16 protein-coding genes and 1 pseudogene are annotated in these 12,395 nt (G+C 30.7%); 2 read left to right on the top strand and 15 right to left on the bottom strand.

All coding sequences use genetic code 11. The annotated features are described in order from the left end of the window. Nucleotides 1-308: 308 nt before the first annotated feature. Nucleotides 309-404: pseudogene (locus AC1EU5_RS06290) on the top strand (single-stranded DNA-binding protein); the annotation flags it as partial. Nucleotides 405-503: 99 nt separating this feature from the next. Here AC1EU5_RS06290 and AC1EU5_RS06285 read toward each other — a convergent pair. From AC1EU5_RS06285 to AC1EU5_RS06215, 15 genes are all read right to left on the bottom strand, one after another. Then, nucleotides 504-1,928 carry a serine hydrolase domain-containing protein gene (locus AC1EU5_RS06285; RefSeq protein ID WP_480191517.1) on the bottom strand — a complete coding sequence of 475 codons (1,425 nt, stop codon included), beginning with the start codon at nt 1,926-1,928 and terminating at the stop codon, nt 504-506. 38 nt (nt 1,929-1,966) lie between these two features. Next, a complete protein-coding gene (locus AC1EU5_RS06280) occupies nt 1,967-2,500 on the bottom strand; it encodes a hypothetical protein (protein ID WP_480191516.1) in 534 nt (177 codons plus the stop codon). A 237-nt stretch (nt 2,501-2,737) separates the two neighbouring features. Beyond that, nucleotides 2,738-3,268 (bottom strand): SRPBCC family protein, encoded by a 531-nt coding sequence (locus AC1EU5_RS06275; RefSeq protein ID WP_480191515.1) that lies wholly within the window; start codon nt 3,266-3,268, stop codon nt 2,738-2,740. Nucleotides 3,269-3,293: 25 nt separating this feature from the next. Beyond that, complete coding sequence (locus AC1EU5_RS06270; RefSeq protein WP_480191514.1) at nt 3,294-3,641, bottom strand: YciI family protein; 348 nt, start codon at nt 3,639-3,641, stop codon at nt 3,294-3,296. A 17-nt stretch (nt 3,642-3,658) separates the two neighbouring features. Then, nucleotides 3,659-5,119 (bottom strand): serine hydrolase domain-containing protein, encoded by a 1,461-nt coding sequence (locus tag AC1EU5_RS06265; RefSeq protein WP_480191513.1) that lies wholly within the window; start codon nt 5,117-5,119, stop codon nt 3,659-3,661. A 26-nt stretch (nt 5,120-5,145) separates the two neighbouring features. Next, on the bottom strand, nt 5,146-6,252 hold the full coding sequence (locus AC1EU5_RS06260) for a WD40/YVTN/BNR-like repeat-containing protein (RefSeq protein ID WP_480191512.1): 1,107 nt from the start codon (nt 6,250-6,252) through the stop codon (nt 5,146-5,148). Nucleotides 6,253-6,254: 2 nt separating this feature from the next. Further along, the gene (locus tag AC1EU5_RS06255) at nt 6,255-6,980 is read right to left on the bottom strand and encodes a hypothetical protein (protein ID WP_480191511.1); all 726 of its coding nucleotides are present in this window, start codon (nt 6,978-6,980) and stop codon (nt 6,255-6,257) included. Nucleotides 6,981-6,989: 9 nt separating this feature from the next. Continuing rightward, nucleotides 6,990-7,892, bottom strand: coding sequence for a hypothetical protein (locus AC1EU5_RS06250; protein WP_480191510.1), 903 nt, complete (start codon nt 7,890-7,892; stop codon nt 6,990-6,992). A gap of 2 nt (nt 7,893-7,894) precedes the next feature. Further along, nucleotides 7,895-8,314 carry a DUF2141 domain-containing protein gene (locus tag AC1EU5_RS06245; RefSeq protein ID WP_480191509.1) on the bottom strand — a complete coding sequence of 140 codons (420 nt, stop codon included), beginning with the start codon at nt 8,312-8,314 and terminating at the stop codon, nt 7,895-7,897. Between the two features lie 33 nt (nt 8,315-8,347). Then, nucleotides 8,348-8,890, bottom strand: coding sequence for a hypothetical protein (locus tag AC1EU5_RS06240; protein ID WP_480191508.1), 543 nt, complete (start codon nt 8,888-8,890; stop codon nt 8,348-8,350). Further along, complete coding sequence (locus AC1EU5_RS06235; protein WP_480191507.1) at nt 8,880-9,062, bottom strand: hypothetical protein; 183 nt, start codon at nt 9,060-9,062, stop codon at nt 8,880-8,882. The genes AC1EU5_RS06240 and AC1EU5_RS06235 overlap by 11 nt, the downstream gene beginning before the upstream one ends. 27 nt (nt 9,063-9,089) lie before the next feature. Then, nucleotides 9,090-9,596 carry a hypothetical protein gene (locus AC1EU5_RS06230; protein WP_480191506.1) on the bottom strand — a complete coding sequence of 169 codons (507 nt, stop codon included), beginning with the start codon at nt 9,594-9,596 and terminating at the stop codon, nt 9,090-9,092. Nucleotides 9,597-9,690: 94 nt separating this feature from the next. Further along, nucleotides 9,691-10,509 carry a helix-turn-helix domain-containing protein gene (locus AC1EU5_RS06225; RefSeq protein ID WP_480191505.1) on the bottom strand — a complete coding sequence of 273 codons (819 nt, stop codon included), beginning with the start codon at nt 10,507-10,509 and terminating at the stop codon, nt 9,691-9,693. Nucleotides 10,510-10,672: 163 nt separating this feature from the next. Continuing rightward, the gene (locus AC1EU5_RS06220) at nt 10,673-11,182 is read right to left on the bottom strand and encodes an asparaginase domain-containing protein (protein ID WP_480191504.1); all 510 of its coding nucleotides are present in this window, start codon (nt 11,180-11,182) and stop codon (nt 10,673-10,675) included. 68 nt (nt 11,183-11,250) lie between these two features. Further along, complete coding sequence (locus AC1EU5_RS06215; RefSeq protein WP_480191503.1) at nt 11,251-11,484, bottom strand: hypothetical protein; 234 nt, start codon at nt 11,482-11,484, stop codon at nt 11,251-11,253. A gap of 133 nt (nt 11,485-11,617) precedes the next feature. Here AC1EU5_RS06215 and AC1EU5_RS06210 point away from each other — a divergent pair, with 133 nt between their 5' ends. Then, nucleotides 11,618-12,247, top strand: a complete 630-nt coding sequence (locus AC1EU5_RS06210) for a Pycsar system effector family protein (RefSeq protein WP_480191502.1) — start codon at nt 11,618-11,620, stop codon at nt 12,245-12,247. Nucleotides 12,248-12,395: the final 148 nt, after the last annotated feature.

Genomic DNA, 12,395 nt, shown 5'->3' with positions numbered 1-12,395 from the left:
ATAAAGTAGTTCATAATAAAAGCGGTTTGAGTTCTAAAACCGCTTTTTTGTTTTATTAAAGTGCATTAATAACAAAGTTAGGTTTTCTAGTTGTCGCTCAGCACATTTCCCTACATTTCGTTACTCTTCATTTCGGGAAAAAAGCTCCACTGCGCTAATTTTGGACATAATTCACAATTTTAGTTTTCCATTCCGTTAACCATTTTCAATACTTTTGCACTTCAAAAAAGAAGCGGAACAAAAGTTAAAAAAACCACGAAAGGAAAATGCTCTGGATATAATAAATCAAACAAATATTAATTTTTATTATAAGTGCCATTAAAAATTACTTACAGTTAATTGGAAACGTTGAACAAGAATCAACAATTACAAACCTTAAAAGCGGAAAGAAAGTAGCCCGTTTTTAATAGGCGACAAATGAGTATTACAAAGACTGCCGAAATTGTAAAAAATTATCATTTTAACATATTATACTAATTAACATTCACTTTGATATTAAAATTCTATTCAACCTTAGTTTGTTCAATCATATCTTTTAAGTAGAAAGAAAACTGTTCACCTTGTTCATAATTAGATAAAATTATTATGATGTAATCATTATCTAAATTATACAGTACTGAGGCACTAACTCCAGGCGCTCCACCCGAATGCCCTATTTGTTTACCTAAAGGATTTTCGAAAACATAAAATCCTAATCCGTATGATGCTCTTATGTTTGATGGTTTGGTCCAAAGGATATCCTTACTTTTTTTGGTTATTAGTTTATTGTGCTTTAATGCTAATATGAATTTATATAAATCCTCAACTGTAGAATATCCACCACCTGCAGGGCCTCCTTTAATGACATGTTTATACAAATTGTTCTCCCAAGTAGATTTATCGATATCACTTTTTATATAACCAATTGCCAAGTTTTCTACAGGTGTATTCATTTTATATAAACCAGAATTAATCATTCCTGATGGCTTGTATATAAATTCATTCACATAGTTTTCATAGGTCTTTCCGGTAATATTTTCAATAATTACACCTAGTAACATAAAGCCTGAATTACTATAACTGTGCTTTGTACCAGGTGTAAATTGCAAAGAGTCATTTGCTATTAAAGGTTTAAAATCATTTAGTGTTATGTATTTTTCTTTAGAACTATCAAAAAACTTGTCGTTAAAATAACTTCCTAATCCGCTGGTATGACTTAACAAATGACGAATTGTAACTTTCTTGGCAATCTCTTCTGCTAACCAACTTTTATCAATATAATTATGAATAGTGTCGTCTATACGTAACTTACCTCGTTCTACTAACTGCATAATAGAAACTGCGGTAAACATCTTACCAACTGAAGCGATATTAAACTTGGTATCTAGTTTATTTTTAACATTAAAACGTTTACTTGCTTCACCTTTTGCATCTTTATACAATACTTTGTCTCCTTTTGCGATAAGAATAGTACCAGAAAACAAATCGTTTTGTGTTAGGCTTTGAATCTTATGAGATAAACGCTTTAGCATTTCTTTTTCTGAAATTTTATAGGTAGAAATGGGTTTAGGAAAAAGTCTGGATTGTATGCTTTCAATTTTCACTTTATCATCATTACTAAACTCAATAGTGACACCTCTCCAGAGGTTATAATTCTTATCTTCAACTATAAGTATTGTTTGATTTTCTTTTAGTCTTCTTGATTTAAAAATTCCTTTAAATACAATACCGCCTGTTAATCGTTTTAATTGATGAATTTGTTTTAATAATAGAGTATCAGTTTTAGAAAATAATTGTGTGTCATAATTAACACAATCAATAAACTTATTAATCGTTTCACCTTGCTTCCCACTAGGGAAATTTTCATTAATTGTAAGCTCATTTTGTGAAAAACTAACTATTGGCGCAAAAACTACTATATATAAGACAATATTTATAATTCTAATCATGCGGCATGTAATGTTTAAACTTACTACTCAACATAAGGTTATTGCAATAATTTATAAATGACATCTATTTCTAGTTCTCTCCAACTTTGAGTAGCAAAATCGTAATAGTTTTTTAAAATAGTTGCATTAATCGCTCCTGTTTCTTCCATTTGAAATTTATCGATAGTAACAAATTCATTGGTAGGTTCGTAAATTAAAATATTTTCATTTCTTAACTCATATTGAAAGGCTGAACCACCTCGCGCATGCTCCACATATCCATCTGGATGACTAGGATAATCAAATGAAAGATAGGGTTCTGGTAAAGACAATAAAATTAATTGAAACTCAGAATCGTTTGTAAAATTGGGTCTAATCTCTAAATCGTAATCCTCATCAATGAAGTATTGGTCAATTTCAATTTTTAAATCTATAGATTGTTGTAAATCACCATTTAAATCCACAAACTCTTTTGATTTTATAGATTCGATAGTATAAAATCCTGCAAACAAATTTTCTTGAATTGAAGTATCATTCTTATTACAAGAGTAGAAACTTATTAATAAAATAAAGCAACACGTTAATTTTCTCATATCATACTGTCTTATATATAAAACCATTTAAAATTCCTTTAATTGTCGTGATTATATTTATACCACACGAAAAAGCCTTTAACAAAATTTTGATAACCATAAAAAACCTTAATGCTAATTCCAAAATATTATTGAAAATCCAAAAAAATGTATGAAGAGAGTCTTTTATTTATATGAATATAGGTTTATCGCTTCTTCTAACATATTCATATAATTTCTGCGTTAATTATTTTAAATTTAACTATTCTCAACAGCTTTCTTTAATAATTCCATCCCTTGTTGATTGGTTTCTTCCATTCCTTTTTTCGCGCCAAATAGCCACATAAAAAATGCATCCATCATTCCTGATTCAACTTTAAAATCTTGGGTAACTTTAATACCATTTGATGTTTTTTCAAAACTATAATCGAATGTAGGCTGTGCTTTAAAGGGTTTTTGAATATCACATTTCATTCCAATAAATTTATTGGGTATAATTTTTACAATTTCTTGATAACCAAGGTCTTTTCCTTTATTCCCATCCCAATGATACTGTGCGCCAATTGTTCCATCTGTCCCTTTGACTTCATATTTCTGTTCTGGGTCTTGCGCTAAAAATGGTGACCATTTTGGAAAGTTGTTAAGGTATTTGACCATATCAAAAACTTCTTCCATATTTCCATTTATTGTTACCGATTTTTTGATTTCAATGGTTTGTAGTTTGCTTGCCTTAAAAAGTCCTAGAGCTATAAATACTCCAAGTACAATTGCGATTATTGTAAATATCATTTTTTTATTCATTTTTGAGTGGTTATTAGTTCATAGGTATAATATCTCTTACTTCTATGTTGCCTCCCATTTTAAGTATCGGACAGTTTTTAGCTGATTCCAATGCGGCTTCAAAAGATGCTGCTTTTAATATCATATTTCCACCAATAATCTGATTATCTGAAATATAGAATCCATCTTGTGTAGATAGGTCTGGTGAAACTCTTTTGCCTTCAAATCCTAATTGATGCGTACTTACAAGATTGCCTTGCGCTGCAATTCCTCCAATAAATTCTCCCCAAAGTTGTTGCATTTCTTGTAATTGTTCTTGTGTTGGTTCTTCGTTGCTTGGTTCATATCTAAACAGCAGCATAAATTCTTTTGACTCATTCATTTTATTTAAATTTTAGATTAATATTCAATTTTTACAGTTTCAGGTGATTTTTTAAATTTCATTTTGTTGATACCAAAAGTTGATATTTCAAAACCAGATACAACAGCTTCTTCCTTGATGAATTTTAATTGAAAATAGAAGTAATTCGCGCCAGAAAATACACTATCATCACTTTGAGATAATACCATGTCACTCAACCTTCTATGCTGCATTACTAATTTTCCATTTTTAACCCTTATGTTGTAGTTTGTGGCTAATTCATCACTATAATAATTACCTTCGAATTGTTGTAAATCGTTTGTAAATGTCTTTGGTGGTGTATTGTTAGTAACTTGCTGGTTAGCTACTTTTTCTTCTTTTTTTGGAAGCAGTATATCCTCAAGATAAAAATCAGCGATTGCAAAATTCTTTTCTAGTATATCGTAATGTTCGTCATTACTTAAAGCTATTATCGACAAGTTTTCATCTGGTAATCTTCCTAAAAATGTTCTAAAACCAACATGATGCCCTCCATGACTTAACAACTTTAGACCTCTATATTTTCTTCTATATTGACCTTTGGCATGAAAAAGTGTGTCACCATCTGCCATAACTCTAATAACTGCCTTCTCACCATTATTTAATCTTGAGAACTCGTTGAATCTATCAAATACCTTTTTATCACCAACAATGGGATTTTCAAAATTGTTAACCCATTTTGCCAAATCTTCTACGGTTGTATATAAGCCTGTTGGGCCAACATTCTGGTAGCTGATATCCTGTTTTAAATAGGTTGTGTCATTAGTTTTTTCGTAAGGATGCGCTCGGTTTTTAACAACCTTTCTATAATTGTCATAAAATTGAGAATCATACATCTTCAAAGGATTAAAAATTTGCTCTTTTGTATATTCTGCAAAGGATTTTCGAGTAATTTTCTCAATAATTATAGCCAAAAATGTATAGCCTGTATTGATATATCCCAATTCTGTTCCCGGTTCAAAATTCAAAGCTTTTTGCCGTAAGGCCAAGTTCGTAATTTGCCTTGTGGATATGACATCGTCCATTCTCCAACCAGCCAAAGTAAGTAATGCATATTGGTCTCTTAAACCACTTGTATGCGCCAATAGATGCTTAATTTTTATAGTAGTTCCATAATCTGGCAATTCAGGAATATATTTACGAACGTCATCTTCTAACGAAAGTTCACCTTCACTTTCTAAAAGATATATTGCGAATGCCGTAAATTGCTTGGAAACAGACGCCATAGGAAACACTGTGGTTGATGTTATCGGCACATCATATTCTAGTGATGAAGAACCATACCCTTTTTTAAAAATCAATTCACCATCCTTTACAACTCCAATGGCCACACCAGGCGTTTTAGAATTATACTCTGAAAATAAAGCGTCTATTCTTTTTTCTATAGTATTATCGTTATCACTGCAGCTAAGGTGGCTTGTAAGTAATAGAATGAGTAATAATTTAAGTGCTTCTTTCATGTCTTTTAATATGACTTTACCAGTATTTAATTTTCTGTAATGAGCTTAAACACATTTACACCAATAGCATAGCCATAAGGTTTTCCTTTTTCGTCTTCATAAATTTTTATTTTGTTACAGGCTTGCCCTAAGTCATAGCGTTCCCAACTTTTTCCACCATCTGTAGTTTTATAACCAATATTGTACGTACCAACATAGCCATGATTTTCATCAATAAAACCTATCCCAAATTGTCGTGCTGCGTTATCTTTAACTAAATTGATTTCTGTCCACGTTTCACCACCATCTGTAGTTTTTGCAATACGTTGCTGTACCACATCTGGGTCTCTGTTATAAGATTGTATGGTCACATAACCCACTTTATCTGTTGGAAAGGATGCCTTCCAAGTCCCTTCGAAAGGCCTAGTAGATTGATACACTTTTTTCCAAGTTTCACCACCATCATAGGTTTTAAGGATTAATGCATTAGATTCAGCTACATTTGCATTGGTACCAGCACACGCTATGCCTTCATTTTTATTAAACATTTTAATATCAAATAACATTTTGCAATCGTCCATCATGGACTTTGATGTCCATGTTTTACCAGAATCGTGAGATACCATAAAGTTTGCAGGACTCCCTACTCTGCCAACTGCATAGATGTGATACTTTGTATCTAATACGCCATGATTGATGTATTCTTCTTCAATTATATCCATTCCGCATAAACCTTTAACATAAGGACCGGAATAATTAATTGGTTTCCATGTTTTGCCTCCATCTTTTGTTCCATATAATGGAATGGTATCGGTTACGTTTGGAAAATATTCTGTACCTACTGTACCTGCAAAACCTACATTTTCATCAATAAAGGCAATGGTTCTAAAAAATGTACCTTTTTGTTCTAATTGCTTTGCCCAAGTTGTCCCACCATCTTTGGTATGGAAAATCTTTCCATAGCCATTAACGTACCAACCTGTGTTTTTGTCTGTAAAAATGATGTCGTCTTGTTTACCTCTGTAAGGCTCAGTTTCGAGAATTTGCCATTTAAGGTTTTGGTTACTGTCAGCTTTTTTATTTTGTACAGTTGCACACGATACGATAAGTAATAATAAACTGATTAAAATGGTGATTTTGGTTTTTATATTCATAGTTATTTGTTTTTTAATCGATATTCACCTTCTCTTAATGCTTCCAAACCTATTTCTTTCCGTGCTCTATTCGTTTTTTCGATATCTTCTATTGTTGGTGAATCTAAAGTCATTGTTTGTTCATTAAACTCCTTGCCTGTGCCGTATAATTGAAGTTGTTTTAATATTTTATGAATAATATCATCATAGAACATAGCATAGCTTTTAGGTGCCATTCTTTTATCTAAAACTTCAGGCTTTAAAATTTTAACCATTTCATCCAAATAATCTTGTGGATTTATACTTTTTGGCGGATGCAAGAGAATCGGAAAAAGTTTATCGCTTTCCATGGCTAGACGTTCTTTCGATGGATATCCGTATTCTTTAATAATGCTTTTTGTTTTTATATAATTATCATAGTCTATTTGATGCTGCAACTCCCAAAGAGAATCGATTTGATATTCTGTAAGTTCTCTCTTTATAGATTTTCTAAACTTTAAATATTCGATGAGAGGCAAAGTATTTCCCTTATCCTTATCTAGTTTTATAATCGAATCATTTAAAGTGCCTACAGCCATGTAACTTCTGTATTTTTGGTCGGCTTCTACGATTACATTTAGCTCTTTTTTTAATTCTTCCTTATCTAATTCTGATAAGTCGTATGATTTTTCTTTAAACACTATGTAGAGACAAACAAATGTTATGAGTATCGAAGCAAAAAAAACAATGAAGCTTTGTTTATTATTCATGATTTACCTTTAATCCAGTCCGTATTTAGCTTTAATTCGCTTCAATTCTTCCGGTGACTCAAATGGCACACCTGCATGACTGCCAAATATTTGTTTTCCTCTTTTTCTATTATATTTTCTGTCAATAAGCATTGTTACATAGTTCTTCTCCAATTGATTATTATGATAAGCTTCTACAACCATAGGTAGGTATTTTTCAAGATATTCAAGCGATACAAAATGTTCTATAAACATGCATGCCTGATTCATAAAAGGTTCGCCCACCATGTCTTTACCTGGATAACCATATTCATCTAGAATACGTACCATTTCTTCTTGTACTTCCTTATCTAAGCGTCTTTGTTTTTCTACATTATCATAATATTTTTTTCTATCGTATCTATATCTTTGGTCTTTTTCTGAAAGAACAATTAGTTTATCTATAAGGGTTTCATTTAATTTTTTAAGGTCTAAACTTTCTTTTATTTTCATCTTCTTCTCGATGGATACAGGTGTATTTGTAATTCCTTCACAGTCTGAAATAAACTCCACATATTCATCACCTAGAAACTTATAAAATGTTGTGCCTTTTAATCCATCGTTAGTTGCGGTCGAAGAATTGGCGACGATGCAGAAGCTTTCATTATTCATAGACTTTGATTTTTTCAAAAACTCCCAAACCTGTTCTTTATTCACCTGCATAATAGCAAATGCAGTTGCGACATTCCAATAATCGGCATAATTAGGTTCTCGATTACTAATTTCAATTATTTGTCGATATGAGTTTTTTAAAATCTCTAAACCTCTGTTGTATTCTGATTTTTTGACTTCACCATTGTAATCCGGATAATAGTTTATGTCAATTTCTTGTGCTTTTAAACTTAGGCCAATAACCAGAAGTAGCGTGACTGTAACTTTTACTTTTACTTTCATTTTTAATATTTAGTTTTTAACGTTATGGTAGTATCATTCTCTATAAGAAAGAGTTGTTTTTCAAATTTTGGCGCAGACATAAAACCTCTCGCATTATTAGAAAAACCATAGCCCTCTTTTGGTACACCAAACATATTCGTATCCATTTTACCGTTGTTGTTCTGGTCATGATAATATTGAATTGCATATTGACCTTTCTGTATTCCGCTAATGCTAATTTTACAGTCTTTACCATCTACTAATTGCTTAATTTCTTTTATTGTTTCTTCGTTGTCATTAAGCAATTCTAAATAAATAGTTCCCTCCAATTTTAGATTGGAAAATTGAATAGAAAGTGTATGCCCTTGTATTATCTTTTCAGTATTACCTTTTTGAAATGGTATTGCAGGTACAAAAACTGATAACACTAATATTCTAATCATATATATCATATTTGATATGTGTTTTATAGATTTTTAATTACTCCATTTAGTAGTTATGTAGTATTCTAAGATTCTTAAAATTGCAAACACATTAAATGCTAATGCAAGTTTCAGAAACCACTTACTTTTGGTCTGCTTTATAGATGTGTTTTGAGTTAGTATTTTAATAATTTTTAGAACCTTATTTTTATGTATCCAAAGAATTACTATGATAATTGTTTGATAGATAATTGCTGCCTTTAGTGCACCAAGATGGACACTATAAAAAACATCTTGAAGAATGACATTAACAAGTATTGTTGTTGTAAATAAACAACCTAACAAACGAGTTTTCTTAAAGAACAAGAGTAACCCTCCTATAATTTCAAAGGTTCCCAATACATATACAAAAGGTTTTGAGTAGCCATAGAACGTCCACATTAACTGCGTCCCTGTAAGTTCGCTGACTTTAACATCTGGTATTTTACCATTGTCAAATTGTACTATTTTGGCAGCAGCATAAACGAGCATTCCTAAAACTACAATCCACGTAATGGCGGTTTCAAAAATCTCAAACCAATCTCGTTTATTTAGCATTTTGGTCACTGTTATTTATTAAACCTGTTCCTATTAATGAAATTCCTAAAAACAACGGAAAGAAATATAAACTAAACGCATCACCTTTGAGTACGTTGTAAATACCAATACAAATACTAATGAATCCTATGACTATTGCTATTAGATTTGTTGATTTTGTTTTACTATTCATTATGCGCATTCATTTTATATTATATTTTTATTTCTTTTTTATATACTCTTCTGGGATTTTATTTTTAGGGTCTTCATTGACAAAAAGACCATTAACAATCCACCAACGATTTTGTTTGTAAACTAATTGGTAAGTGTTGACACCTCGCATTTCGTAAGTACCTTTCAAGTTTTTTGAATGGTAAGCTTGGAACGCTATGGCGATACCATTGTACTCATGCACAGTTAAGCCAATTGAAATTTCTTTAAACCCATCGCGTCCAAATAATGGCCCCACATTTCTTATAAACTCCTCTAAATTCCATGCGCGCACCTCACGTCCTGGCCTAGCATTTGGATTTAATGAATATTTCTGTGAGGTAGGCAGAAAGAGGTTTCTGTACTCTTCCCAATCAGGATTTTCACCAATAGGCACGGATATAAGCTCTAGCATTTTATCCGTTATGCCTTTGATAGTTTTTACAGCTGTAGTATCAGTTTGTGCATTGCCTACTACAACAGTAAGCAAAAGAATTAGTGAAAAATATTTGTTCATAGTCATCAATTATTGATTAAGGCAAGAAACATTTCTCGCTATAACCAAATGTAAATTGATGTGAAAGGAAGAATTTGTAAAATCTTGCTAATTTCTAAAGTGACTTTAGATAATTTGATGGCGAAGTATTTAGCCTATCCTTAAAATGATTAGAGAAAGAGGCTAAATCATTATATCCTAAATGAAATGCTATATCTGAAAGGCTGTAAGTTTGTAGACCAATCATACTAATTGCTTTATCTATTCTTAAATCTTGTTGTATCTGCAAAGGTGTTTGTCCGAAGCATCTCGAAAATAACCTTTGAAAATGATATTTTGAAATTCCTGAAACAGATACTAAATCATCCAAAGTAATTTTTTTTGTGTAATTTTTATACAGATAGTCTTTAGATTTAAATAATGCTTTAAGAATATTTTGTCTTGTAATTAGTTTTTTCTGCGATGCAGATAGCCTTTCGTCAAACTCGTAAATTCTTTCACTGAAAAACTCTAGTAAATCAGAAAAATCTGTGACTTTTTGATGAATATTACTAGAATAAAAACGACTATCATTGGATATTTCGAATAAGTTCTTTCCTATATTGGTAGAGTTTGAAGTAGAAAAGGGAATTTCAAATAATATATCGTTATTTAAAATTCTATCTATAGAAGAAAAATGATTTATATTAAGGTTTATACAGCACCCTTTAGTGCCTAATTTATTTGTTTCGTTATATGCTTGAAAGTGGGTGTCATTTCTTAAAACAATAAATTCACCTCTATTTACAGATAAGACTTTGTTTTTTACACTATACTTTTCTTTACCATTTTTAACATACTTAATTGCTAAGCCAGGTGTAGACCTACCGATTACCGATTTTGAAAATGAAGTTGATACATTTATATCACCTAACGAAGTTCTAACCTCGGACATATGGACACCATTAACACTCCTATTAAAAACTTTCAAAATTTAGTGATTATTTAAACTTATAAAACGCATTCATTTTGCCTAGTAAGTTACAAATAACTTTTTTATCAACGATTTGACGAGCTCTTCCTTTCAAAGATTTAAAAAATTGTATCCCTGAGTTTACTTAATTTCTTAGATTAGGTCTAATGGATTCAAAAATATTAAGTGAAGTATTCTTTCTAACATTATCCCAATTGAAGACTTTTCCATTAATACAGATATAAACACCTTCGTTTAAAAATTGGATGGCAGATAAAGCGAAGCCAAGATTAAATATTGCATCAGTTTCTGGTTGAGTGCCTAAAACAAAAGCCCCCGTTAAAACAATGACTTTTTTTAAACTCAATTTGCCCAAATGAATTGCTGTTTCTGCCATAGTGAAAGTACCGTGAGTAACTAGTACGTGGTTCGCTTCCGTGGATTTTATCTTTTTTGTCAAAAAATCTCTATCATTCTTTGTTATTAAACGACTATCCTTACTAAAAAGAGACTCTATTTCATAATTAAACTGAATATTCATTCGGACGAGATAATTCTCAATACTTATCGATTTCTGATTTTGTCTTTCAGTTTCGTCAGTATATTCAAGTCCTACTATAGTACCACCTGTTGTAAAAATTTTGACCTTTTTCAAATGATTTATTAAAAATTGGTTTAAAGTCGATAAGTTACTATTTTTCCTATTATCCTAAATTTAGCAAATCAAACACTTTCTTGATTCCCTAATTTGGCTCTTAAAATATCCATATCATCGCTCAGTTTTCTATCTAAAACATGGGTATAAATTTGAGTGGTGGAAAATACATATCTAGACATATGAAAGGTAGGTTTTTTTGATGCCAAAAAGTCTGTATCTCTTTTAAGTATTCCACTTTCATTTTGAAAGATTTTTCGATAGTATTGATACTTTTCAAGTAAAGCCAAAAATTTCGGCAAAAGTGTCATTTTAAAAAATGTATCCGTTTTGAACTTTTACCATAATCTAAGAAAAATATTTACGTCTAATTTTCAATTATAATATTAATGTTTGGTTTAAGAATTCCTAAAAAGCTATTTTGCAATTCAAATTATGAAAACAATGGAAAATGAAAAACCAATAACTAATGAGATGAATCGTGAGCAGTTTATCTCAAAAGAGAAAAATAATTTTACTTATGATACAAAAAAAGAGCCAAGAAAATCATTCGGAGTTTATTTAAAGAATCAAAATAGATTAATAATGAGTTCGATTGCTATTGCTGATAAAAAAGCAGCAATATTGATTAGAATAAATACTGCAATAATTTCGGCGTTGATAGTTTTTGAAGGTTATTTTGAAGGAAATTCGTCTTTCGGCCATCAAATAATTCCGATATTAATTATTGGGCTTTCTATTTCATTAATTTTTGCAATTCTTGCGGCTAAACCTTTTAGCTATACTATGTATAAAGTATTTAATAAAACCATAAAGAAAAAATATCCAAATTTAGAAGAAAATAACTTTATGCTGTTTGAATTACCTGAATTCGAAGAATACGAATCCTCAATGAAAGAAGTCTTGAAAAGTCAAAACTTACAAATAGGTAACCTGACAAGATTTAACTATTTTATGAGTAAAAGCATTTCAAGAAATTATGTGCAATTGGAAATAGCGTATACAGCTTTTTTAATTACCTTTCTAATAGTTACGATTTCATATATCTACATGAATTACTTTTAAACCAAACAGAATTAAAAACTACTGACTTTGGTGAAAATTTATAAATTGTTCTGCTTTGTCATTGACAAAGCCTAAATTACTTTAAAGATAATTACATAAACAATTTGTTGATAAAGTTCTCTTTAGGTTTGAAGAAATTATAAAACGA

The sequence above is a fragment of the Maritimimonas sp. 2405UD52-3 genome (assembly GCF_056591715.1).
This window is presented reverse-complemented; position numbering and strand designations above follow the sequence as displayed.

Coding starts and splice junctions, on each gene's coding strand:
- AC1EU5_RS06285 (WP_480191517.1), bottom strand. CDS start 1,928: ATGATTAGAATTATAAATATTGTCTTATATATAGTAGTTTTTGCGCCA.
- AC1EU5_RS06280 (WP_480191516.1), bottom strand. CDS start 2,500: ATGAGAAAATTAACGTGTTGCTTTATTTTATTAATAAGTTTCTACTCT.
- AC1EU5_RS06275 (WP_480191515.1), bottom strand. CDS start 3,268: ATGATATTTACAATAATCGCAATTGTACTTGGAGTATTTATAGCTCTA.
- AC1EU5_RS06270 (WP_480191514.1), bottom strand. CDS start 3,641: ATGAATGAGTCAAAAGAATTTATGCTGCTGTTTAGATATGAACCAAGC.
- AC1EU5_RS06265 (WP_480191513.1), bottom strand. CDS start 5,119: ATGAAAGAAGCACTTAAATTATTACTCATTCTATTACTTACAAGCCAC.
- AC1EU5_RS06260 (WP_480191512.1), bottom strand. CDS start 6,252: ATGAATATAAAAACCAAAATCACCATTTTAATCAGTTTATTATTACTT.
- AC1EU5_RS06255 (WP_480191511.1), bottom strand. CDS start 6,980: ATGAATAATAAACAAAGCTTCATTGTTTTTTTTGCTTCGATACTCATA.
- AC1EU5_RS06250 (WP_480191510.1), bottom strand. CDS start 7,892: ATGAAAGTAAAAGTAAAAGTTACAGTCACGCTACTTCTGGTTATTGGC.
- AC1EU5_RS06245 (WP_480191509.1), bottom strand. CDS start 8,314: ATGATTAGAATATTAGTGTTATCAGTTTTTGTACCTGCAATACCATTT.
- AC1EU5_RS06240 (WP_480191508.1), bottom strand. CDS start 8,890: ATGCTAAATAAACGAGATTGGTTTGAGATTTTTGAAACCGCCATTACG.
- AC1EU5_RS06235 (WP_480191507.1), bottom strand. CDS start 9,062: ATGAATAGTAAAACAAAATCAACAAATCTAATAGCAATAGTCATAGGA.
- AC1EU5_RS06230 (WP_480191506.1), bottom strand. CDS start 9,596: ATGAACAAATATTTTTCACTAATTCTTTTGCTTACTGTTGTAGTAGGC.
- AC1EU5_RS06225 (WP_480191505.1), bottom strand. CDS start 10,509: ATGTCCGAGGTTAGAACTTCGTTAGGTGATATAAATGTATCAACTTCA.
- AC1EU5_RS06210 (WP_480191502.1), top strand. CDS start 11,618: ATGAAAACAATGGAAAATGAAAAACCAATAACTAATGAGATGAATCGT.